General features: G+C 74.7%; 24 protein-coding genes and 1 riboswitch. Of the genes, 6 read left to right on the top strand and 18 right to left on the bottom strand.

Features of this window, described 5'->3' with window-relative positions; translation table 11 throughout:
- Window positions 1-75 precede the first annotated feature (75 nt).
- The gene (locus tag ACFV1L_RS33795) at window positions 76-546 is read right to left on the bottom strand and encodes a carboxymuconolactone decarboxylase family protein (RefSeq protein WP_380373451.1); all 471 of its coding nucleotides are present in this window, start codon (window positions 544-546) and stop codon (window positions 76-78) included.
- Window positions 547-596: 50 nt separating this feature from the next.
- Here ACFV1L_RS33795 and ACFV1L_RS33790 point away from each other — a divergent pair, with 50 nt between their 5' ends.
- Window positions 597-2,021: a PLP-dependent aminotransferase family protein gene (locus ACFV1L_RS33790; protein ID WP_380373449.1), complete on the top strand. Its 1,425-nt coding sequence runs from the start codon at window positions 597-599 to the stop codon at window positions 2,019-2,021.
- A 7-nt stretch (window positions 2,022-2,028) separates the two neighbouring features.
- On the opposite strand, the gene ACFV1L_RS33785 is transcribed toward ACFV1L_RS33790, so the two are convergent.
- The 14 genes from ACFV1L_RS33785 to ACFV1L_RS33720 all read right to left on the bottom strand — a co-directional run bounded on the left by ACFV1L_RS33785 (window position 2,029) and on the right by ACFV1L_RS33720 (window position 12,777).
- Entirely contained in the window at window positions 2,029-2,208 is a 180-nt protein-coding gene (locus ACFV1L_RS33785) for a DUF6126 family protein (protein WP_380373446.1), read from the bottom strand.
- A 38-nt stretch (window positions 2,209-2,246) separates the two neighbouring features.
- Entirely contained in the window at window positions 2,247-2,852 is a 606-nt protein-coding gene (locus ACFV1L_RS33780; RefSeq protein ID WP_380373444.1) for a helix-turn-helix domain-containing protein, read from the bottom strand.
- 59 nt (window positions 2,853-2,911) lie between these two features.
- Complete coding sequence (locus ACFV1L_RS33775; RefSeq protein ID WP_380373456.1) at window positions 2,912-4,624, bottom strand: pyruvate dehydrogenase; 1,713 nt, start codon at window positions 4,622-4,624, stop codon at window positions 2,912-2,914.
- Between the two features lie 109 nt (window positions 4,625-4,733).
- Window positions 4,734-4,991, bottom strand: a complete 258-nt coding sequence (locus ACFV1L_RS33770) for a hypothetical protein (RefSeq protein ID WP_380373441.1) — start codon at window positions 4,989-4,991, stop codon at window positions 4,734-4,736.
- A gap of 73 nt (window positions 4,992-5,064) precedes the next feature.
- Window positions 5,065-6,279, bottom strand: coding sequence for a cytochrome P450 (locus ACFV1L_RS33765; RefSeq protein ID WP_380373439.1), 1,215 nt, complete (start codon window positions 6,277-6,279; stop codon window positions 5,065-5,067).
- Window positions 6,280-7,540: 1,261 nt separating this feature from the next.
- Entirely contained in the window at window positions 7,541-8,137 is a 597-nt protein-coding gene (locus ACFV1L_RS33760) for an ATP/GTP-binding protein (RefSeq protein ID WP_380373437.1), read from the bottom strand.
- On the bottom strand, window positions 8,115-8,432 hold the full coding sequence (locus ACFV1L_RS33755; protein ID WP_244305374.1) for a DUF742 domain-containing protein: 318 nt from the start codon (window positions 8,430-8,432) through the stop codon (window positions 8,115-8,117). Before ACFV1L_RS33755 ends, ACFV1L_RS33760 begins: the two co-directional genes overlap by 23 nt.
- Window positions 8,433-8,455: 23 nt before the next feature.
- On the bottom strand, window positions 8,456-8,866 hold the full coding sequence (locus tag ACFV1L_RS33750; protein WP_380373434.1) for a roadblock/LC7 domain-containing protein: 411 nt from the start codon (window positions 8,864-8,866) through the stop codon (window positions 8,456-8,458).
- The gene (locus ACFV1L_RS33745) at window positions 8,850-10,121 is read right to left on the bottom strand and encodes an ATP-binding protein (RefSeq protein WP_380373432.1); all 1,272 of its coding nucleotides are present in this window, start codon (window positions 10,119-10,121) and stop codon (window positions 8,850-8,852) included. Before ACFV1L_RS33745 ends, ACFV1L_RS33750 begins: the two co-directional genes overlap by 17 nt.
- A gap of 230 nt (window positions 10,122-10,351) precedes the next feature.
- Window positions 10,352-10,573 carry a hypothetical protein gene (locus ACFV1L_RS33740; protein WP_380373430.1) on the bottom strand — a complete coding sequence of 74 codons (222 nt, stop codon included), beginning with the start codon at window positions 10,571-10,573 and terminating at the stop codon, window positions 10,352-10,354.
- A gap of 170 nt (window positions 10,574-10,743) precedes the next feature.
- Window positions 10,744-10,926 carry a hypothetical protein gene (locus ACFV1L_RS33735; RefSeq protein WP_380373427.1) on the bottom strand — a complete coding sequence of 61 codons (183 nt, stop codon included), beginning with the start codon at window positions 10,924-10,926 and terminating at the stop codon, window positions 10,744-10,746.
- 31 nt (window positions 10,927-10,957) lie between these two features.
- Window positions 10,958-11,536, bottom strand: coding sequence for a TetR-like C-terminal domain-containing protein (locus ACFV1L_RS33730; protein ID WP_380373425.1), 579 nt, complete (start codon window positions 11,534-11,536; stop codon window positions 10,958-10,960).
- Window positions 11,536-12,357 (bottom strand): alpha/beta fold hydrolase, encoded by an 822-nt coding sequence (locus ACFV1L_RS33725; protein ID WP_380373422.1) that lies wholly within the window; start codon window positions 12,355-12,357, stop codon window positions 11,536-11,538. The genes ACFV1L_RS33730 and ACFV1L_RS33725 overlap by 1 nt, the downstream gene beginning before the upstream one ends.
- A gap of 129 nt (window positions 12,358-12,486) precedes the next feature.
- Window positions 12,487-12,777: a YiaA/YiaB family inner membrane protein gene (locus ACFV1L_RS33720; protein ID WP_380373419.1), complete on the bottom strand. Its 291-nt coding sequence runs from the start codon at window positions 12,775-12,777 to the stop codon at window positions 12,487-12,489.
- Window positions 12,778-13,003: 226 nt separating this feature from the next.
- A riboswitch (cyclic di-AMP (ydaO/yuaA leader) is annotated at window positions 13,004-13,167 on the top strand.
- A 10-nt stretch (window positions 13,168-13,177) separates the two neighbouring features.
- Here ACFV1L_RS33720 and ACFV1L_RS33715 point away from each other — a divergent pair.
- Window positions 13,178-13,945 carry a M23 family metallopeptidase gene (locus tag ACFV1L_RS33715; protein WP_380373417.1) on the top strand — a complete coding sequence of 256 codons (768 nt, stop codon included), beginning with the start codon at window positions 13,178-13,180 and terminating at the stop codon, window positions 13,943-13,945.
- Between the two features lie 18 nt (window positions 13,946-13,963).
- Here ACFV1L_RS33715 and ACFV1L_RS33710 read toward each other — a convergent pair whose 3' ends face one another.
- On the bottom strand, window positions 13,964-14,461 hold the full coding sequence (locus ACFV1L_RS33710) for a DUF3995 domain-containing protein (protein ID WP_380373414.1): 498 nt from the start codon (window positions 14,459-14,461) through the stop codon (window positions 13,964-13,966).
- A 31-nt stretch (window positions 14,462-14,492) separates the two neighbouring features.
- The gene (locus ACFV1L_RS33705; RefSeq protein WP_380373411.1) at window positions 14,493-15,302 is read right to left on the bottom strand and encodes a hypothetical protein; all 810 of its coding nucleotides are present in this window, start codon (window positions 15,300-15,302) and stop codon (window positions 14,493-14,495) included.
- A 50-nt stretch (window positions 15,303-15,352) separates the two neighbouring features.
- On the opposite strand from ACFV1L_RS33705, the gene ACFV1L_RS33700 reads away from it, so the two are divergent.
- The 3 genes from ACFV1L_RS33700 to ACFV1L_RS33690 all read left to right on the top strand — a co-directional run bounded on the left by ACFV1L_RS33700 (window position 15,353) and on the right by ACFV1L_RS33690 (window position 17,524).
- The gene (locus tag ACFV1L_RS33700) at window positions 15,353-15,901 is read left to right on the top strand and encodes a GNAT family N-acetyltransferase (RefSeq protein WP_380373409.1); all 549 of its coding nucleotides are present in this window, start codon (window positions 15,353-15,355) and stop codon (window positions 15,899-15,901) included.
- Window positions 15,902-16,016: 115 nt separating this feature from the next.
- Complete coding sequence (locus tag ACFV1L_RS33695) at window positions 16,017-16,709, top strand: sensor domain-containing protein (protein ID WP_380373407.1); 693 nt, start codon at window positions 16,017-16,019, stop codon at window positions 16,707-16,709.
- An 86-nt stretch (window positions 16,710-16,795) separates the two neighbouring features.
- Window positions 16,796-17,524: a class I SAM-dependent methyltransferase gene (locus ACFV1L_RS33690; RefSeq protein WP_380373404.1), complete on the top strand. Its 729-nt coding sequence runs from the start codon at window positions 16,796-16,798 to the stop codon at window positions 17,522-17,524.
- A gap of 7 nt (window positions 17,525-17,531) precedes the next feature.
- Here ACFV1L_RS33690 and ACFV1L_RS33685 read toward each other — a convergent pair whose 3' ends face one another.
- Entirely contained in the window at window positions 17,532-17,918 is a 387-nt protein-coding gene (locus ACFV1L_RS33685; protein WP_380373402.1) for a MerR family transcriptional regulator, read from the bottom strand.
- 65 nt (window positions 17,919-17,983) lie between these two features.
- Between ACFV1L_RS33685 and ACFV1L_RS33680 the strand changes: the two genes are divergently transcribed.
- Window positions 17,984-19,174 (top strand): MFS transporter, encoded by a 1,191-nt coding sequence (locus ACFV1L_RS33680; protein WP_380373400.1) that lies wholly within the window; start codon window positions 17,984-17,986, stop codon window positions 19,172-19,174.
- The last annotated feature ends 130 nt before the right edge of the window (window positions 19,175-19,304 follow it).

Below are 19,304 nucleotides of genomic sequence, written 5' to 3'. Positions count from 1 at the left end.
GCGACGACCCGCGCGTGCGCGCGGCCCGGGCGGCGGGCGCCTCCCGCTCCGCGCGGGTCCTCGCATCCGTGCGCGTCACCGCGGCGCCGGGGACATCCGGGTGGCGACGCCCACCCGGTTGAGCGCGTTGATCGCGGCGATCAGGCCGATCAGGTGGGCGAGCTCGGTCTCCGAGAAGTGCTTCGCGGCGTCGTCGTAGGCCGCGTCGGGGACGTGCGTGTCGGCGACCAGCGTGACGGCCTCGGTGAGCGCCAGCGCGGCGCGTTCGCGCGCGGTGAAGAAGGGCGTCTCGCGCCAGGCCGACAGCGCGTGCAGCCGGTGCTCGGCCTCGCCCTTCGCGCGGGCGTCCCGCGCGTGCGCGTCGAGGCAGTACGCGCAGCCGTTGAGCTGGGAGGCGCGGAAGTTGACCAGTTCGGCGACCACCGGGTCCGCCAGACCGGCCTGCGCGGTGCGGGACAGGCCGAGCAGGGCGCGGTGGAACTCGGGGGCGACGCGGGCCGGGGCCAGCCGCTGGGCAGGGGCGGGAACAGTGCTGTCGTCGGTCATGAGGACCACGCTAGGCGGGAGTTGGCCCGGCGGTGTGGTTCATTTGAAGGATGAGTTCCTGGGCCACTTTCGGCGGCGATCTGCACCTCGACCTGGACGCGGGACGCGCCGGCGGCCTCGGCCTGCGCGCGGCCCTGGAGGACGCGCTGCGGACCGCCGTGCGCGACGGACGCCTCGCCTCCGGCACCCGCCTGCCGTCGTCCCGGGCGCTGGCCGCGGACCTCGGGATCGCCCGCAACACCGTCGCCGAGGCGTACACCCAGCTGGTCGCCGAGGGCTGGCTGATGTCCCGTCAGGGCTCGGGGACGGTGGTCGCGGAGCGCGGCCCGCAGCCCGCGCCGGCCGATCCGCCGCCGGGCCTGCGGCCGTCCCCGCCGGTGCGCCACGACCTGAAGCCGGGCTCGCCCGACCTGAGCCGGTTCCCGCGCGGCGCCTGGCTCGCCGCGGCCCGCCGGGCACTGGCGACCGCCCCGCACGACGCCTTCGGGTACGGCGACCCGCGCGGCCGGATCGAACTGCGCCGGGCGCTGGCCGGCTACCTGGCCCGGGCCCGCGGGGTGCGCACCGACCCGGAGCGGCTGCTGATCTGCACCGGTGTGCAGCAGGGCCTCGGCCTGGTCTGCGCGGCGCTGCGCGAGCAGGGCCTCGGGGCGGTCGCGGTGGAGGCGTACGGGCTGCCGCCGCAGCACCGGGTGATCGCCGCGCAGGGACTGGCGATGCGCCCGCTGCCGCTCGACGAGGGCGGCGCGGTGACGTCCGAACTCGCCCGTACGGACGCCGGGTTGGCGCTGCTGACGCCCGCCCACCAGTTCCCGCTCGGGATGCCGCTGCGGGCCGCCCGGCGGGCGGCGGCGGTGGACTGGGCGCGGCAGGTCGGCGGCTACCTGCTGGAGGACGACTACGACGGCGAGTTCCGCTACGACCGGCACGCGATCGGGGCGATGCAGGCGCTCGACCCGGACCGGGTGGTGTACGCGGGCACCGCGTCCAAGTCGCTGGCCCCGGGCGTGCGGCTGGGCTGGCTCGCGCTGCCGGCCGCCCTGGTGGAGCCGGTGACGCGGCACAAGCAGCTCGCGGACGGGCAGAGCGGCGCCCTGGAACAGCTGACCCTCGCCGAACTGATCGACTCCGGCGGCTACGACCGGCACATCCGGCGCAGCCGCCAACTGCTGCGGCGCCGCCGCGACCGGCTGGTCGAGGTGCTCGCCGCACGCGCCCCGCAGGTGCGGGTGACGGGGATCAGCGCGGGCCTGCACGCCGTCCTGGAACTGCCCGAGGGCTCCCCGGGGGAGGAGGAACTCCGGTCCCGCGCGCTCCGTTCGGGCCTGCGGCTGCACACCCTGGGCTGGAGCCGGGCCGACGGCGCGACCCGGCCGCCGGACCGGCCCCCGGCCCTGGTGATCGGCTACGGCACGCCGCCCGACCACGCCTTCGAGGCCGCCCTGGACGCGCTCTGCGCCCTGCTCGGGGCCTGACGGGCCGTCAGTGGCCGTGCCGGCCGACGTAGAACAGCAGGAACAGGAAGCCCACGAAGCCGTGGCCCGACACGATGTAGATCCACACCCGGATCCACACCCGGTTGGAGGCGCGGTAGCCCGCGTCGACGGTCTCCTTGTACTGCGGGACGGCAGGGTGGGCGGCGGGTTTGGCGGTGTCGGCCATGGCGGTCTCCTGACGGTGGTGGCGGACGGGTTCGGGGGCTACAGGCGCGGGGCGTCGCCGAGGCACAGGTCGCCGGCCGGGCTCTGCAGCAGGGTGTGGACGAAGATCAGGTCGAGACCGGCCCCGGAGTCCGCGGCGATGCAGTGCGGGGTCAGCGAGTCGAAATGCGCGGAGTCGCCCTCGTCGAGCAGGTGCACCCGGTCCCCCAGGGTGAGCTTCATCCGGCCCTTGGTGACGTACAGCCACTCCTCGCCGGGGTGCACCCGCACCACGGCGTCCTGCGAACCCGGCGGGACGTGCACCCGCAGGGCCTGCATGGCACGGCCCGGCGCACCGGCCCGCCGGTACCCCCAGCCGCCGGCCCGGCCCGGTTCGACCACGCCGCCGCGGATCACCGGATCCGGCTCGGCCGCCTGCTCGCCGAGCAGCCCGGACACGCTGGTCCCGTACGCCCGGGCCAGGCCGAGCAGCACCGGCAGCGACGGCTGCCGCCTCCCGGTCTCCAAGCGCGACAAGTAGGCTGGGGACAGGCCGACCCGGGCCGCCGCGGCCTCCAGCGTGAGCCTGCTGGAGATCCGCTGCTCCCGGAGCCGCGCGCCGAGGCCCGCGACCTCCTGGTCGTCGCCGAACGGACTGTCTGTCATGGCTCCAGTCCACACCCTTCGTGCCTCACGGGCAACAAACTTGCCCCACAGGCAAAAGCTCAGGGCCGGGGCACGTTGCGCAGGTTCGACCGGGCCAGATCGACCATCTTGCCGACGCCGCCGGTCAGCACCGTCCGCCCGGCCGCCAGCGCGAAGCCCTTGAGCTGGCCGGCGGTGATGCGCGGCGGAATGGACAGCGCGTTCGGATCGGTCACCACGTCCACCAGGGCCGGGCCGGGGCGGTCCAGCGCGTCGGCCAGCACCTCCCGGACCTTCGCCGGATCGGTCACCCGCTTCGCCGGGATCCCGCAGGCCCGGGCGATCGCCGCGTAGTCCACGTCCCCGTTGTCGATCTCCCACTCCGGATAGCCGGAGACCAGCATCTCCAGCTTGATCATGCCGAGCGCCCCGTTGTTGAACACCACCGTCTTCACCGGCAGCCGGTGCTTCGCCACCGTCAGCAGCTCGCCCAGCAGCATGCCCAGCCCGCCGTCCCCCGACATCGACACCACCTGCCGCCCCGGAAAAGCCAGTTGGGCGCCGATCGCGTGCGGCAGCGCGTTCGCCATCGAGCCGTGCAGGAACGAGCCGATCACCCGCCGCCGCCCGTTCGGGGTCAGGTAGCGGGCCGCCCAGACGTTGCACATGCCGGTGTCCACGGTGAACACCGCATCCTCCGCGGCCACCTCGTCCAGCACCGACGCCACGTACTCCGGGTGGATCGGCCGGTGCTTCTCGATCCCCTTGGTGTACGCCCCCACCACCGTCTCCAGCGCCCGGTAGTGCCGGGTCAGCAGGCCGTCCAGGAACGACCGGTCGGTCTTCTGCTCCAGCAGCGGCAGCACCGCCCGCAGGGTCGCCGCCACGTCCCCGTGCACCGCCAGCTCCAGCGCCGTGCGCCGGCCCAGCCTGGTCGCGTCGTGGTCCACCTGCACCGTGCGGGCCTGCGGCAGGAACGAGTCGTACGGGAAGTCGGTGCCCAGCAGCAGCACCAACTCGGCCTCGTGCAGCGCCTCGTGGCACGCGCCGTAGCCCAGCAGCCCGCTCATCCCGACGTCGTACGGGTTGTCGTACTGGATCCACTCCTTGCCGCGCAGCGAATGCCCGACGGGCGCCTGCAGCACGCCCGCGAGCTTCATCACCTCCTCGTGCGCCCCCCGCACCCCCGCGCCCGCGAAGACGGTCACCGTCCGCGCCGCGTTGAGCGCCTCGGCGAGCGCCTGCACCTGCGACCACGGCGGTGCGGCCACCGCCTGCTCGGTCAGGAACGTCGACCGGCCGGTCGGCGACGGGGCGCTCAACGCCGCGACGTCGCCCGGGAAGACCAGCACCGAGACGCCGCGGGCGCCCAGCGCGTGCTGGATCCCCACCCGCAGCAGCCGCGGCAACTGCGCCGGGTTCGACAGCAGTTCGCACCAGCCGCTGCAGTCGGTGAACACCCGCTCCGGGTGCGTCTCCTGGAAGAACCCGGTGCCGATCTGCGCCGACGGGATGTGCGACGCCAGCGCCAGCACCGGGACGCCGCTGCGGTGGGCGTCGTACAGCCCCTGGATCAGGTGCGTGTTGCCCGGACCGCAACTGCCCGCGCACACCGCCAACCGCCCCGTCAGCTCGGCCTCCGCCGCCGCCGCGAACGCCCCCGCCTCCTCGTTCCTGACGTGCACCCAGGAGATCCCCTCGGCCCGCCGGATCGCGTCCACCACCGGGTTGAGGCTGTCCCCCACCACCCCGTAGACCCGCTCGACCCCCGCCTGCTGGAGCACTTCCACCATCTGGTCGGCCACGCTGCCCACGGGATCACCTCATGCCGGAGAAGAAACGGACATTTGGCACGATATCGGGTGGGGGTGCGAAAACGGGGGGAGCGGGGTGGCGCTCCGCCTACTTGCCGTCGAGCGTCGCTCCGAGCGCCTCGCAGGTGCCCGTCGCCTCGTCCGCGAGCGGGCCGACGACCGGGTACTGGGCGAGGTCGCGGTGGCACAGCTCCGCGCTGGAGGGCATCTCGCCGTGGTAGCCGGTCTCCACGCCGTGGGCCTGGGAGAGACTGCCGGTCTGGACGATCGGAGTGGCGCTCGCGGGGGCCGCGGCGAGGGCGAGCCCGGTCAGGGAGAGGGCGCCGAGTGCAGTGAGCTTCTTCATGGCAGGTGCAACGAGAACCGCCCCCGCCCGGTCACGTGCATTGACCCGGCGGAGGCGGCGACCCGAGCGGGGATCAGGAGGTGCGCACCATCAGCGTGCTGACGCTGTTGCTGACGAACGAGGCGATCGGCCTCGGATCCGCCCCGTCCGCGAGACGCAGGCCCGGGAAGCGGGTGAACAGCTCGCGCAGCGCCGTCTCGGCCTCCAGCCGGGCCAGCGACGAGCCGATGCAGAAGTGCGGCCCGTGCCCGAGCGACAGGTGCCGGTTGCCGGTGCGGGTCAGGTCGAAGCGGTCCGCGTCGGCGTAGTGGCGGTCGTCGCGTCCGGCGGCGGCGTAGGAGGCGAGCATCGCCTCGCCGCGGCGGATCAGCACGTCGCCGACCCGGATGTCCTCCAGGGCGTAGCGCATCGGGAACTGGCCGACCGGGCCGTCGTAGCGCAGCGTCTCCTCGACCACCGCCGACCAGGGGACCTCGCCGTTCAGCACCAGCGCCAGCTGGTCGGGGTGGGCGAGCAGGGCGCGCACCGCGTTGCAGATCAGGTTGAGGGTGGTCTCGTGGCCGGCCACGACGAGCTGCATCAGGATGCCGATGAGCTCCTCCTCGCTGAGCCGGTCCTGCTCCTCGCGGGCGGCGATCAGCGCGGTGGTCAGGTCGTCCGCCGGCTCGACCCGCTTCGCGGCGGTGACCCGGGCCAGCAGCCCGCCCAGGTTGAGGGCGGCGGTGGCCCCCGCGCCGGGCGTCGCGGAGGAGCTGACCAGGGTGTTGGACAGCTCGTGCAGCAGGTCCTGCTGCTCCTCGGCCAGGCCGAGGAGTTCGCCGATCACCTGCATCGGCAGCGGGTAGGCGAAGTGGGTGCGCAGGTCGAAGTCGCCGTCCAGGGCGGCCACCCCGTCCAGCAGGCGGGCGACGCGCTGCTCGATGGCGGGGGCCAGTTCGGCGATCCGGCGCGGGGTGAGCGCCTGCGAGACGAGGCCGCGCAGCCGGCGGTGGTCGGCGCCGTCCGAGGTGGTCATGCCGGGCACGGTGATGAAGGTCATCAGCGGCCAGCCCTCGGGGAGCCGGCCCTCCTGGTACAGGTTCCAGTGCTTGGCGTTCTTGGCGACCCGCGGGTCCGCGAGCAGCTCCTGCAGGGTGTCGTGGTGGGTTATCGCCCAGACCACCACCCCGCCAGGGAGCTCCACCAGCGTGGCCGGACCGTTGGCGCGGAGCCGCCGGTTCTCGGCGTGCTGATCGGACCCGACGGGGTCGAGCCCGACGGGCTGGAGCTGGTCGGCGGTGGTGTCCATGCGGTCTCCTCGGGCGAAGCGGGGCGGGGCGGGACGAAGGCGCTGTACAGCACCGGCAGGCTGACCAGGGCGCGCGACCACGGCGACGGACGCCACCTCAACTCGTGCGCCGGTACCGCCAGCTGAAGGTCCGGCAGGCAGTGCAGCAGGGTCTCGATCGCGGTCTCGACGATCACCCGGGCCGGGTCCTGGGCGGGGCAGACGTGCCGGCCCGCGCCCCAGGCGAGGTGCGCCCGGTTGCCCGCGATGCCGTCCGGGCCGTGCGCCGCCGGGTCGTCGTTGGCACCGGCCAGGCCGAGCACCAGCATGTCGCCCTCGCTGATGTACTGGCCGCCCAGCACGGTGTCCGACACCGCCCACCGGCCGGGGAAGTTCTGCACCGGCGGGTCGCGCCACAGCACCTCGTCGAGGGCGTCCGCGACGGTCGCCCGACCGCCGGTCAGGGTGGTGCGGAAGCGCCGGTCGGTGAGCAGCAGCCGGACGGTGTTGCCGATCCAGTTGATGCAGGGCTCGTTGCCCGCCACCAGGATCACCATCAGGTGGTGCACCACCTCCTCGTCGCTGAGCCCGACGGGGTGGGTGATCAGCCAGGACGCCAGGTCGGCGCCCGGCCGCTCGCGGCGGCTCAGCACCAGGTCGGTGAGCAGGCCGAAGAACTCGGCGGCGGCGCGCTGCGAGTCCTTGCTGCTGTCGACCAGGTCGGTGATCAGGCCGACCAGGTGCGGGCCGTCCTCGGCCGGCAGGCCGAGCAGCCGGGTGAACACCAGCAGCGGCAGCCGCTTGGTGAACTGGCTGACCAGGTCGGCGGTGCCGTCCGGGCCCCAGCTCCCGATCAGCCGGAGCGCGGCGTCCTCGGTGGTCGCCCGGAGCCGGTGGTGGTCGATCTTCGCCAGGGTGTCCGCGACGGCGCTGCTCAGCCGCTGGTGGGCGGCGCCGTCCATGCTCTGCAGGGTGGGGCGCCAGGTGGTCATCGGGATCAGGTGCGAGTCGGCGCTCAGCCGGCCCTCCCGCTGCACCCGCCAGCGCCGCGAGTCCTTCGAGAACAGCTGCTCGTTGCGGGTCAGTTCGAGCATCTCCGGGTAGCCCAGGACCAGCCAGGCCTCCACCCCGGGCTCCAGCTCGATCGGCGCCACCGGCCCGTGCTGGGCGCGCAGCCGGGCGTACAGGCTGTGCGGGTTCTCGGCGACCGCCGCCCCGTACAGCGGGGAGCCCTGCGCACGGGTGTACGGGCAGCCGGTGGCCTCCCGGTGGTCGGGAACGGTCACGTCAGCTCCTCGGCGGCGGCCCGCAGGTGGTCGACGAAGGCGATCAGCAACTGGTGCGCGGCGTCCGGGTCGCGGACGTCGCAGGACAGGATCGGCACCCCGGGCAGCAGGTCCAGGGCGGCCCGCAGCTCCTCGTCCGGGTAGTCGGGGGTGTCGGGGAAGACGTTGACCGCCACCACGAACGGGATGCCCTGCTCCTCCAGCAGGCCGAGGACGTCGAAGCACTCCTCGATCCGGCGCGAGTCCACCAGCGCGATCGCGCCGAGCGCGCCGCGCGACAGGTCCTCCCACAGCGGCCAGAACCGCTGCTGGCCGGGCGTGCCGAACAGGTACAGTGCCAGGTGCTGGTTCAGGGTGATCCGGCCGAAGTCCAGCGCCACCGTGGTGGTGGTCTTCTCCGGACGGCCCGTCAGGTCGTCCACCCCGGCGCCGGCGGTGGTCATGGTCTCCTCGGTGCGCAGCGGAGCGATCTCGCTCAGCGCACCGACCAGTGTGGTCTTGCCGACCCCGAACGGGCCGGTGACCAGGATCTTGACCGCACCCTGGACGGTGGACGGCAGATAGGTCGGCTCAACGGAGCTGACGGAGGCCAACCAGCACCTCCTCGAGCAGTGAGAGCGGGACCTGCTCGGCCTGCCGCACCGGCGGCAGGACCTGAACGGCCCCGAGGTCCAAGAGATCGCCGACCAGCACCTTCAGCACACTGATCGGCAGGCCGAGGTGGGCGGCCACCTCGGCTATCGACAGCAGTTCCCGGCACAGCGCCAGGATCGCCTGCTGCTCGCGGTTCAAGGCCGTCGGATCGACCGCGGCCCCCGGCACGGTCCGCACCAGGCTCTCGAACTCCAGCACGTTGCGGCTGGCCCGGCTGCGCCCACCGGTGATCACGTAAGGCCGAACCGGCCCCCGCCTCACCGCAGGTCCCCGGCGGTGGCGTGCTCCTGCCGCGGTGCGGCGGTCAGGTGGCTGCCGATCCGCTCGACCAGCGTCTGCATCTGATAGGCCACCAGGCCCGCGTCCACCGCCTCGGTGGCCAGCACCGCCAGGTGAGTCCCGGCGCCGGCGGCGACCACGAACAGGTACCCGCCGCCGAACTCGATGATGATCTGCCGGGTCGGCCCGTCGCCGAAGCCCTGCGCCACACCCCGGGACAGCGACTGCAGCCCGGAGCAGGCGGCGGCCAGCCGCTCGGCGTCGTCCCGGCCGATCTTCGGGCTGCGGCCCATCTCCAGGCCGTCGTTGGACACCACGACGGCGTGCTGGACCTCAGGGACGGTGACGATGTCGGTCAGCAGCCAGCCGAGGTCAGGGGTTGTGGTCATGGAAGTCTCCCGAGCGCTGGGGAAGTTGAGGGGAAGCGGGGAATGCGTCGTGGCGGCCCTGCTCGGGCCGCCGGTCCTGCTGGGCGGCCGAACGGCCGCTGGCGGTCCCGGCCTGGAACAGCGACATGAACGTCTGCGCCTCGCGCGCACAGCGCGGCGGCGGCGCGGGCTGCTCCGGGGCCCGGGACCCGGTCTGCTGCGGGGCGCTGCCCCGGCGGTTGACCCGCCGCGGCAGGGTGCCGCCCTGCGGGGGGACGGCCGGCCGGCCGGCGTCCGCGGCGACGGACGGCCGGGGGGCCGCCGACGCCGACGCCGACCGGACGGCCACCGGCTCGGTGCGCGGGGTGCTGCTCGCGGGCCCCGGCAGCGAGTCGGTGAGCAGCGCGGACGGCAGCAGGACGACCACCCGCACACCGCCGTACGGCGAGGGCGCGGAGTTGATGGTGACCCGGAAGCCGTACTGCTCGGCGAGCCGGCCGACCGCGGCCAGGCCCAGCTGCGGGACCTCGCCGATCCGGGACACCTCCAGCGAGCCGCCGCCGGCCAGGGCGGCGCTCGCCTTGGCGACCGTCACCTCGGTCATGCCGACGCCGCAGTCGTCGATCTCGATGACCGCGCCGTTGTGGACCGGCATCAGCGTGACGTAGACCTGGGAGCTGGGCGGCGAGTAGCGGGTCGCGTTGTCCAGCAGTTCGGCCACCGCGTGGATCAGCGCCTCCGCGGCCGCGCCGAGGACGGCGGTGTCCACCCGGCTGTTCACGACCACCCGCTGGAACGGCAGGATGCGCGACTGGGCGCCGCGCACCACGTCCTCCAGCGCGACCGGCTCCGGCCAGTGCCGACCGGCCCGGGAGCCGCACAGCACGGCCAGGGTCTGCGCGAGGCGGGCCTGCTGGGCGGCCGCGTGGTCGGCCCTCAGCAGTCCTTCGAGCAGCACCGGGTCGTCGTGGGTGCGTTCCATCTCGTCCAGGCCGGCCTGCTGATCGTGGGCCATCACCAGGATGCGGCGGGCCACGCTGAGGAAGGCGCGGCGGGTGGCCGCGTTCATCTCCTGCTCGCGCAGCGCCGTCTCGGCACCCGCCTGACGGTCCGCCAGTTCGGCGGCCAGCCGGTCGCGGAGGCCGGCCAGCTCGCCCTCGGCGTCGGCCAGCCGGCCGCGCAGGGTGCGGGTGACGGCGCGGGACCGAGCGGTGGCCGCGAGAGCGAGAAGAGCGAGCAATGCGGCTGCTGCCAAGCACCATTGAGTGGTCGTCACGCGCGAATTCTAGGGTGGTATTCCTACTGACGTATGAACTGATCGAAGCATTGCTGTTCAGAGCGCGTCAATACTGGACAGAACCGGCGGAGCCGGACGTCCGCATGGGCAGCGGCCCGGTGGGGCGGAGGCAACGCCGCGTCGCCCCACCGGAACTCACGCTCCGTCACCTTCGTCGCCGTCAGTGGCGCTTCGCGCGGGGAGGTCGCCGCCCGCGCCGCGGCCCGCCGCTACTGGCCGTCGACCTCGCCGTACGGCTGTGGCTGCTTCGCCGGCACCGGCCGCAGCGAACGCAGGCTCCGGGCCACGGTGAAGCAGCGCGCCAGCGCCGCCCCCCAGCCCTCCGGCTGCGGCGCGTCGGCCCGCGGGATCGCAAGGGCTCCGTCGGGGGCGGTCCGGGGGGCGGGGATCAGCCCCGTGCCGGGCCGGATGTGCTGCGTCGCCTGCGGCATTGTGCTGTCCTCCGTGCTTGTCGGTCACACCCGTGGAAGGTCTCTACGCGGTATGACTTCCCGACCGGAGGACAGTGTTACGCACCGGTGGTGACGGAACGGTGGGGGACAGGTTGCGAAACGGTGAGGAGGGGCGCGCGGCGGGAGGGGTGCGCAGGCGGGCGCCGTTGTCAGGCCGGCGAGCCGTCCTCCTGGACGTTCTCGGCGAGCGGCCGGTCCGGGGCGGAGAGCGTGTCGGTGTGCGGGGCGGTGCCGCCCGCGTCCTCGTGGGCGGCGTGCGCACTCGGCGCGGTGAGCGAGGCGACCACGCCGACGGCGAGCGAGGCAAAGGCGAGCAGGCTGCGCTTCTTCATACCGGGTAGAACGCGGCAGGCCCCCCTCAGGTCACGCCCCGCGCGCACCCGGCCAGTCGGCCAGGCCGTCCACCAGCACCCGGGTCAGCCGCTCCAGCGTCACGTTCCGGTCCTCGGCGAGCTGGAACGCCCCCGCCGTGGTCAACGAGGCGAATCCGTGGGCCGTCGCGCGCAGCGTCCGTGCGGCGTGCACCGCCTCGGAGCCCTCCAGGCCGTATCCGCGCACCACCGCGAACAGCACGTTCACCAGCCGCTCGCCGGCCGCCGTCAGCTCCGGGTCCGGGTCGGGCGCCTGCGGCAGCGCGGCGTAGCGCCGCGGGAACCGGACGGCGTAGTCGGCGTACGCGGCGAGCAGTGCGGCGACCGCGCCGTCCCGGGAGTGGCCGAGGACCGCCGCGGAGAGGTGGTCGGTGAGCTCGTCGACGGTGCGGACGGCGACCAGGCGGCGCAGCTCCGGCAGGCCGCCGGCGACGTGCTTGTACAGCGAGGGGGTGGCGACCCCGGCCCGGGCGGCGACGGCGGCCAGGGTGAGCGTCCCGGCCCCCTGGGCGTCGATCAGGTCGAGGGCGTGGTCGACCACCGCGGTGGGGGAGAGTCCGGCGCGAGCCATCAGCGGGCGACCTCGTTCAGGAAGGGGAGCAGGGCGTCGGCGACCGCCTGCGGGTGGCCGGCCATCGGGTAGTGGCCGCCGTTCTCGATCATCACCTTACGGCCGCGCAGCGCGGCGGCCTGCCGGTCGGCGATCAGCTCGGGGTTCGGGAAGTCGGGGTCCTTGGAGCCCATCAGCACCAGGGCCGGGGTGTCGACGGCCGCGCACCAGCCGACCGGCGCGGAGTCGCCCGCGAGGTAGCCGCGCACTGCGGCCCGGCGGGCGGGCTCGCGCAGCATGTCGGCGAGGCCGGCCCGGTAGGCGTCGAAGTCGGCGGGCCGTTCGGTCGGGTAGTAGAACTTCTGCATCGCGCCCCACAGGCCCGGGAAGCGGGCCACCAGCGGGCCGGCCGCCGCGAACACCGCCTTCTGGAAGGCGTTCAGCGGGAGGTTCTCGATGAAGGCGTCGATCAGCACGATGCCGCCGGTGCGCTCCGGGGCGAGCCCGGCCGCGCGGACCACGGTGGCCCCGGTGTAGGAGTTGCCGACCAGGACGGCGCCGTGCAGGTCGAGGTGGGCCAGCAGGGCGACCAGGTCGTCGGCGATCGCGGCCGGGCTGTAGTCGGTGAAGCCGGTGGAGGACTCGCCCAGCCCGCGCAGGTCCATGGTGATCACCCGGTGCCCGGCGGCGCTCAGCAGCGGCGCGAGGTGCCGGTAGACGGCGCGCTTGTCGAGCATGCCGGGCAGCAGGACCACCGGGACGCCGGCTCCGGGCGTGTCGTCGTAGGCGATCCGGCCGCCGGTGACGTCGAGGTAGCGGGTGGTGCCGAGGGTGCTGTTCATCGCGGGCCTCCTGGGCGGGCGTTGCGGTGCGCCGGGCGCTGGAGGCCCGGCCGACTGCCGATAGCCATAAAGCTAAGGCTAATAGCTTTAGCCGTCAACCCGGCGCGGCCGGCGCGGCCCGACGCGGCGTCAGACGCCATCCACCTTGAACGGGTCGTGCTCGGCCAGCAGCTTCTCCAGCCGGGCCTGGTCGACCCGGCTGGTGATCGCGCCCTCCTCCTGGCGGTCCCGGATCACCTTGGCCAGCGTGAACGCGGAGGTGATCACGTACAGCAGTCCGATGGCGAGGAAGGCGCGGACCCAGGCGCTCACCGGCAGGTTGGCGATCCCCAGGGCGAGCGAGACGGCGGCCAGCGCGAACGAGGCGACGGCCTGCAGGAAGTAGGCGGAGGTGGTCCGGTGCGGCACGGGTGCGGTCATGGCACCAGGGTCGCGCCGGGCCGCGGGCGGGTCGTGAGTACGAATACTCAACCGCGCTGTCACCATCCGTCATGCTCCACCCGGGTCCACCTGGTGAATCGTCACAAATCGCCCATAGGTCGTCAGGAAAGTTTGGCTGTCTCCCGGGAGGAGCTTGGAATCATGGGGTCCATAGGATTAACGTTTGATAACGCAGCGCGGTCGGCAACGCCGTAACCATGCGGCACCGTGCGCCACGCCTAATCCACTTGGGCACGCCCCTCGGGGAGTCCCAGGAGCCGGGGAACCACGTTCCACCGGGGTGAATCGGGACGGCCCTGGGCCCGACCGTAGGAGACCTTCCACCTCCGAACCCGTCAGCTAACCCGGTCGGCGACAGGGAAGGAAGGAGCACGCCCCAGTGGCGTCGACCTACACCGATGCTTTCGGCACCCAGCTGCTCGACCCGCCGGTCGAGCCGGAAGCCGCCCGGCACCGGCTGCCCCGGCAGTCCCGCACCGGCGCGCCCCTGCTGGGCGTCACCGCGATGACCGCCGCGCTCGGCGCCACCGCCCTCGCCGCCGCCCCCGCCCAGGCCGCCGCCCCGGCACCCGTCACCGCCGCCGACGAGGCCTCCGACGGGCTGCTCGCCGCCGACCCCGGGCTCGCCCTCGCCGCCCGCATCCAGCAGCAGGCCGACGGCCAGCGCACCGCCGCCGACGAATCCGCCCGGCTGGCCGCCGCGCAGGAGGCCGAGGCCAAGCGGGCCGCCCAGCAGGCCGAGGCCGAACGCGCCGCCCACACCCTCCCGGTGGCCGGCTACCAGCTGACCGCGCACTTCGCGCAGTCCGGCGCGCACTGGGCGCACCTGCACACCGGCCTGGACTTCGCCGCCCGCACCGGCACCCCCGTCGTCGCCGTCGCCGGAGGCACCGTCACCTCGGCGGGCTGGTCCGGCCCCTACGGCTACCGGGTCATCCAGACCCTGCCCGACGGCACCGAACTCTGGTACTGCCACCTGTCCCGGATCGCCACCGCGGCCGGCCCGGTCGCCCCCGGCACGCTGCTCGGCGCGGTCGGCGCCACCGGCAACGTCACCGGCCCGCACCTGCACCTGGAGGTCCGCCCCGGCGGCGGCGCCCCGGTCGACCCGCTGCCCTGGCTCCAGCAGCTCGGCCTGCAGCCGTAGGCCGCAGCCCCACCGCGCTCACCGCCGGCCGCCGCGCTCCGCCAGGAGCCGGCGGCCGAACGCCGCACAGGCGAACAGCAGCCCGCCCGCCAGGAAGAACGGCTCGTACAGCACGGTCGCGAAGCGGTCCGTCGCGTCCATCCCCGCCACCGTCCGGTGCCCGGCCGCCAGCGCCGCCCAGTCCGGCACCGACGGCGCGGCGTGCACGAGCAGCAGCGCCGCCGTGCCCCGAGCCGCCGTCAGCAGCAGACGGGGCGACAGCCCGCCGCCCCACGGCCGGACCAGCGCCAGCGCCAGCGCCGCGGCCGCCGCGCACAGCGGGACCGCCACGACGTCGATCACCAGCAGCGGCGGGCTGCCGAGCACCGACAGGCCGCCCGGCAGACCGAGCCGGCCGCCCAGCAGCCAGTACAGGTGCACCAGCGAGAACCAGGCCGACCAGAGCGCGGCGCCGTACGCGGCGGCCCGGCGGAAAGGGTGGCGCAGACCGGCGGCCGCGGGAGTCATCAGGTCCATGGCTCCACCCTGGCCCGGCGGCCCGCGACCCTCAGTACGTCTCGGGGGCCAGGTCCGGGAACTCCTCCAGGAGCAGCCGCGACAGCCCCGGGACGGTCCACTCGCCGCACAGGTCGATCGCGGCCTGCGCCACCGCCTCCTCGAAGTCCTCGAACTCCCCGGCCAGTTCGTCCGGCATCGGCAGGCCCCGGGCGTTCAGCTGGGCCAGGTTGCGGTAGCTGCGGCGCATCAGGCCCTGCTCCAGCAGCCGCCGCGCCCCGTCCGTGGACACCCCGACCAGCAGCGCCCGGCCCGGCCCCCAGCCGCCGTCCCCGTCCAGCCCGGGCGCCTGCTCGAAGACCGCGAACCGTTCCTCCTCCGGCAGTTCGCGGAACGCCTCCAGCCAGGCCCGCACCTGCTCCGGCTCGCCGGTCGGCACCCCGTCCGCGCGCAACAGCGCCGTGTACAGCCGCGGCCAGGTCACCAGGTCGGCCCGGCGCAGCAGCGAGGCCAGCACCTCGCCCTGCCAGTCCGCCTCCTCGCGCAGCTTCTCCAGCCGCTTGGCGTTCAGCCGCCGCGCCGCCCGCTGACGCTCGATCAGCAGCCGCACCGCCGCCGGGTACGCCCCGGCGTCGCCGTCCGGCTGGACGTACAGGTGCAGCTGCTCGTACAGCAGGTGCTCCAGCACCGGCGAGGACAGCTCCGGGAAGCCGTCGTGCAGCCGGGCGCCGCCCAGCTCCAACAGCGTCAGGACGGTCCGCACCGCCGGCTCGGGCACCGCCTCCAGGCCCTCCTCGGCAGCCCACTCCAGCAGGTCGGCGGCTCGGGTACGGGGCAGCAGGTGCAGGTCTTCGTCGTCCACCCCGGTACGTTAGCCGGTCCGTCCGGGGCCGCCCGGTAGGGTCGACCCTCATGGAGACCGTCCGGCTGACCGGCCCCCGGCTCACCCTGCGGGAGTACGGCCACACCCCGGAGGACGTCGCCGCCCTGCACGCCGTCCACGGCGACCCCGAGACGGTCCGCCATCTCCCGTTCGACGCCGCCGACTTCGAGGAGTGCGCCGACCAGATCGAGCTCTACCTCGACGAGCTCGACCACGAACCCCGCGTGCACTACCGGCTGGCCGTCGACGACGCCGACGGCCGGCCGATCGGCCAGGCCGCCCTCACCCGCGAGGGCGAGCACGCCGCCCAGCTCGGCTGCGTGCTGCGCCGCGACACCTGGGGCCGCGGCCACGCCGGCGAGGTCACCTCGCTGCTGTGCGCCCTCGGCTTCGACACCCTCGGCCTGCACCGGCTGTACGCCCGCACCGACCCCGCCAACCCGGCCGCGGCCCGGGTGCTGACCCGGGCCGGCTTCCGGTACGAGGGCCGGATCCGCGCCGAGTCCCACTGGGGCGGCGCCTGGCACGACGCCCTCCAGTACTCCCTGCTCGCCCCCGAGTGGCGGTCCGGGGGTTAACCCCACCCCCGATCGGGCAGCAGGCATCATTCCGGCGGCCGGCGCGGTCCGGCACCGTGGAAGGGTGCCCGACGCCGCCGACCGGCGGCACCACCGCCCACCCGAAGGACCGCGGATGTCCACCGCTGCGTACCGTGCCGCCACCGCCGACCCCTCCGCCCGGCCCGGGTTCTGGCGCGCCCCGTTCTCCCGGTACACCTTCCGCGAGTTCGGCTTCGCGCTCAGCGGCCTCCCGATCGGCCTGCTCGGCTTCGCCCTCGTCACCAGCCTGTTCAGCGTCGGCCTCGGCCTCTTCCCGACCGCGCTCGGACTGCCCGTGCTCGCCCTGCTGACCGTCACCGGCCGCGGCTTCGGCCTCGCCGAACGCCACCGGATCCGCACCCTGCTCGACCTCGACCTGCCCGAGCCGCGCGAGGTGACGGCCCGTCGGGAGGGCGTCTGGGGCGCGATCACCGCCCGCCTCACCGACCCGGTCGGCTGGAAGGGCGCGCTGTACCAGTTCGTCATGTTCCCCTGGGCGATCCTCAGCTTCGTGCTCTCCACCGTCTTCTTCACCGTCGGCTGGGTCCTGGTCCTGTTCCCCGTCTACCAGTGGGTGTTCCGCCGCTGGACCGACTGGGACGGCTACCGGATCGCCGACTGGACGGACTCGCACGGCGTCCACCACGTCTACGAGCTGAACTCGCCGTTCCAGATCGGCGGCGTCAGCCTGCTCGGCTTCGCCTTCGTGCTGCTCACCCCGCTGCTGATCCACGGCCTCACCAGTGCCAACCGCCTCGCCGCCCGCGCCCTGCTGGCCGGGCGCTGAACATGCGCCGCCCCCGGGCCCGTGGTCGGATGACCCCGGGCCCGGGCCGCACCCCGGGCCCGCCGAACGCCCGGAGGCCACTGACGATGAGCCAGGCCAGCAGCACCCGCCCCGGCGGTCGGCGGACCCCCGCCGCCCCGCCCGTGCTGATCACCTCCCGCCCGCTCGACGAGTACAGCGCCTACTTCGGCCTCACCCGCGCCGAACTGCGCCGCCTGGACGGCCCGCTGCTGGACTGCCCCGGCGGCGCCGCCGCGTTCGCCGCCGAGGCCCGCGACCTCGGCTGCCGGGTGGTCGCCGTCGACCCCGGCTACGCGCTCGGCCCCCGCCGCCTCGCCGAACTCGCCGCCGCCGGCCGCGACACCATGGCCGGCGCCATCCGCCGCGACCCCGCCCGCCACCTCCCCCGCGCCCGGCACGGCCGCCGCCGCCCCGACAAGTACCTGCGCAGCTGGGACCGCGCCCGCGGCCTGTTCGCCGCCGATGCCGCCGCCCATCCCGGGCACTACGCCGCCGCCGCGCTGCCCCGGCTCCCGTTCGCCGACGGCAGCTTCGCGCTCACCCTCAGCTCCTACCTGCTGTTCGCCTACCCGGCGCTGTTCACCCCCGCCGACCAGTTCCGCGCGCTGCGCGAACTCGCCCGGGTCACCGCCCCCGACGGCGAAGTGCGGGTCTTCCCGCTGCACGACCACGTCGGCAGCCCCTGTCCGCACCTGCCGGAGCTCCGCGCCGCCCTCCGGCACCACCGCATCGCCAGCCGGGTGCTGACCACCGCCCCGGGCCACCGCGTCCTGGCGCTCGGACCCCGCCGCTGACGCCCCGTCAGCAGCCGCCCGCCGCCGCGGGAGCGTCCCGCAGCTCGCGCACCGCCCGCAGGTACGCGCCCACCGCGTCCCGGCTGCGGGACAGGCACTCCACCCGGTCGGTGAGCTGCCGGTGCTCCTGCTCCAGCGCGGCCAGCGTCTCCGGCGTGGCGCCCCGGACGTGGTACTGGCCGTCGACCAGGCACGGCAGCACCGCCCGGATGGTGCGGGTCGACAGGCCCGACTCCAGCAGCGAACGGATCTGCCGGACCCGCTCCACCAGCGCCTCGTCGTACTCCCGGTAGCCGTTCGCCGAACGCCCCGGCTTCAGCAGGCCCTGTTCCTCGTAGTAGCGCAGCAGCCGGGGCGACGCCCCCGCCCGGTCCGCCAGTTCGCCGATCCGCATCCGCGTCTCCCGCCCGCCGGAAGGACTTGACCTTCACACCGATGTGAGGGTTCGAGGATACCCGCATGGCCACCGTCCACACCGAACTCCGCGCCCCCGCCGACCGCTCCGCGACGCTCCGCTGGTCCCCGCTGCTGGCCCTCGCCACCGCCGCCTTCCTCGGCATCGTCACCGAGGCCCTGCCCGCCGGGGTGCTCCCCGAAATGGCCCACGACCTGCGGGTCGGGGAATCCGCCATGGGTCAGTCGCTGACCGGCTACGCCCTCGCCACCGGACTCTCCGCCGTCCCGCTGGCCCGGGCCACCGCCCGCTGGTCCCGCAAACGCCTGGTGCTCGCCGCCGTCGCCGTCCTGCTGGTGGCCAACGCCGTCACCGCGCTCTCCCCGTCCTACCCGCTCACCATGGCCGCCCGGATCGCCGCCGGCGTCGCCGTCGCCGCGATCTGGGCCGAACTCGTCGGCTACGCCCGCCGCCTGACGCCCCCGCAGCTGCACGGCCGGGCGATCGCCGTCACCGGCATCGGCGTCCCGCTCGCCCTCTCCCTCGGCATCCCGCTGGGCACCTGGTCCGGTCGGCTGATCGGCTGGCGGCCCACCTTCGCCCTGGTCGCGGTGGTCGCCACCGCCCTGCTGCTGTGGATCGCCGCCGTCGTCCCCGACGCCCCCGGCCGCCGGCCCGACCGCGCCGAGACCCTGACCGGCGCGCTGCGCCTGCCCGGCGTCCGCCCGGTCCTGTTCGTCGTCGCCGCGTTCGTCCTCGCCCACAACGTGCTCTACACGTACATCGCCGCCCTGCTCGACCACTACGGGGCGGCCGACCGCCGCGACCTGGTGCTGCTCGTCCTCGGCATCGCCTCGGTCGCCGGGCTCGCCGTCACCGGCGCCCTGGTCGACCGGCGGCTGCGGCACCTCACGCTCGCCGCCACGGCCACCGTCCTCGCCGCCGTCGGACTCCTGCTGATGCCCGCACCCGCCGCGCCGCCGGTGCTGCTCGCCGCCGCGCTCTGGGGACTCGGCTGGGGCGCCGTCGCCCCGCTGTTCCAGACCGCCGTCGCCGACGCGGGCGGCGACCGCGGCCAGACCCTGCTGGTCGCCACCTGGAACACCGCGATGGGACTCGGCGGCGCCGTCGGCGGACTGCTGCTCGACCTGGCCGGGCCCGGAGCCCTCGCCCGGTTCGCCCTCGCCCTGCTGCTGCCCGTCCTCGCCGTCGTCGCCCTGGCCCGCCGCCACGGCTTCCCTCCGAAGCGGCCGTGACCGGCCACCCGGCGCCGGACATGCAGACGGCCCGTGGGCTGCTCCTCGGGCCGGGCCCCGCAGGGCGGGGACGGCGGTCGAGGCACCGGGGATGTACCGGTGAGCCCACGGGCCGGGTGACTGCTTGGGA

Source organism: Kitasatospora sp. NPDC059646, assembly GCF_042734615.1.
Taxonomy (GTDB): Bacteria; Actinomycetota; Actinomycetes; order Streptomycetales; family Streptomycetaceae; genus Kitasatospora.
Note: the sequence above shows the minus strand (reverse complement) of the source record. Positions and strands in the feature narration are given on the sequence as shown.

Excerpts from the sequence above, each read along its gene's own strand:
- ACFV1L_RS33695 (WP_380373407.1), top strand. The coding sequence starts at position 16,017 with ATGTCCACCGCTGCGTACCGTGCCGCCACCGCCGACCCCTCCGCCCGG.
- ACFV1L_RS33740 (WP_380373430.1), bottom strand. The coding sequence starts at position 10,573 with ATGCCGCAGGCGACGCAGCACATCCGGCCCGGCACGGGGCTGATCCCC.
- ACFV1L_RS33780 (WP_380373444.1), bottom strand. The coding sequence starts at position 2,852 with ATGACAGACAGTCCGTTCGGCGACGACCAGGAGGTCGCGGGCCTCGGC.
- ACFV1L_RS33680 (WP_380373400.1), top strand. The coding sequence starts at position 17,984 with ATGGCCACCGTCCACACCGAACTCCGCGCCCCCGCCGACCGCTCCGCG.
- ACFV1L_RS33685 (WP_380373402.1), bottom strand. The coding sequence starts at position 17,918 with ATGCGGATCGGCGAACTGGCGGACCGGGCGGGGGCGTCGCCCCGGCTG.
- ACFV1L_RS33690 (WP_380373404.1), top strand. The coding sequence starts at position 16,796 with ATGAGCCAGGCCAGCAGCACCCGCCCCGGCGGTCGGCGGACCCCCGCC.
- ACFV1L_RS33720 (WP_380373419.1), bottom strand. The coding sequence starts at position 12,777 with ATGACCGCACCCGTGCCGCACCGGACCACCTCCGCCTACTTCCTGCAG.
- ACFV1L_RS33770 (WP_380373441.1), bottom strand. The coding sequence starts at position 4,991 with ATGAAGAAGCTCACTGCACTCGGCGCCCTCTCCCTGACCGGGCTCGCC.
- ACFV1L_RS33795 (WP_380373451.1), bottom strand. The coding sequence starts at position 546 with ATGACCGACGACAGCACTGTTCCCGCCCCTGCCCAGCGGCTGGCCCCG.
- ACFV1L_RS33730 (WP_380373425.1), bottom strand. The coding sequence starts at position 11,536 with ATGGCTCGCGCCGGACTCTCCCCCACCGCGGTGGTCGACCACGCCCTC.
- ACFV1L_RS33765 (WP_380373439.1), bottom strand. The coding sequence starts at position 6,279 with ATGGACACCACCGCCGACCAGCTCCAGCCCGTCGGGCTCGACCCCGTC.
- ACFV1L_RS33790 (WP_380373449.1), top strand. The coding sequence starts at position 597 with ATGAGTTCCTGGGCCACTTTCGGCGGCGATCTGCACCTCGACCTGGAC.
- ACFV1L_RS33785 (WP_380373446.1), bottom strand. The coding sequence starts at position 2,208 with ATGGCCGACACCGCCAAACCCGCCGCCCACCCTGCCGTCCCGCAGTAC.
- ACFV1L_RS33775 (WP_380373456.1), bottom strand. The coding sequence starts at position 4,624 with ATGGTGGAAGTGCTCCAGCAGGCGGGGGTCGAGCGGGTCTACGGGGTG.
- ACFV1L_RS33700 (WP_380373409.1), top strand. The coding sequence starts at position 15,353 with ATGGAGACCGTCCGGCTGACCGGCCCCCGGCTCACCCTGCGGGAGTAC.
- ACFV1L_RS33725 (WP_380373422.1), bottom strand. The coding sequence starts at position 12,357 with ATGAACAGCACCCTCGGCACCACCCGCTACCTCGACGTCACCGGCGGC.
- ACFV1L_RS33750 (WP_380373434.1), bottom strand. The coding sequence starts at position 8,866 with ATGACCACAACCCCTGACCTCGGCTGGCTGCTGACCGACATCGTCACC.
- ACFV1L_RS33710 (WP_380373414.1), bottom strand. The coding sequence starts at position 14,461 with ATGGACCTGATGACTCCCGCGGCCGCCGGTCTGCGCCACCCTTTCCGC.
- ACFV1L_RS33735 (WP_380373427.1), bottom strand. The coding sequence starts at position 10,926 with ATGAAGAAGCGCAGCCTGCTCGCCTTTGCCTCGCTCGCCGTCGGCGTG.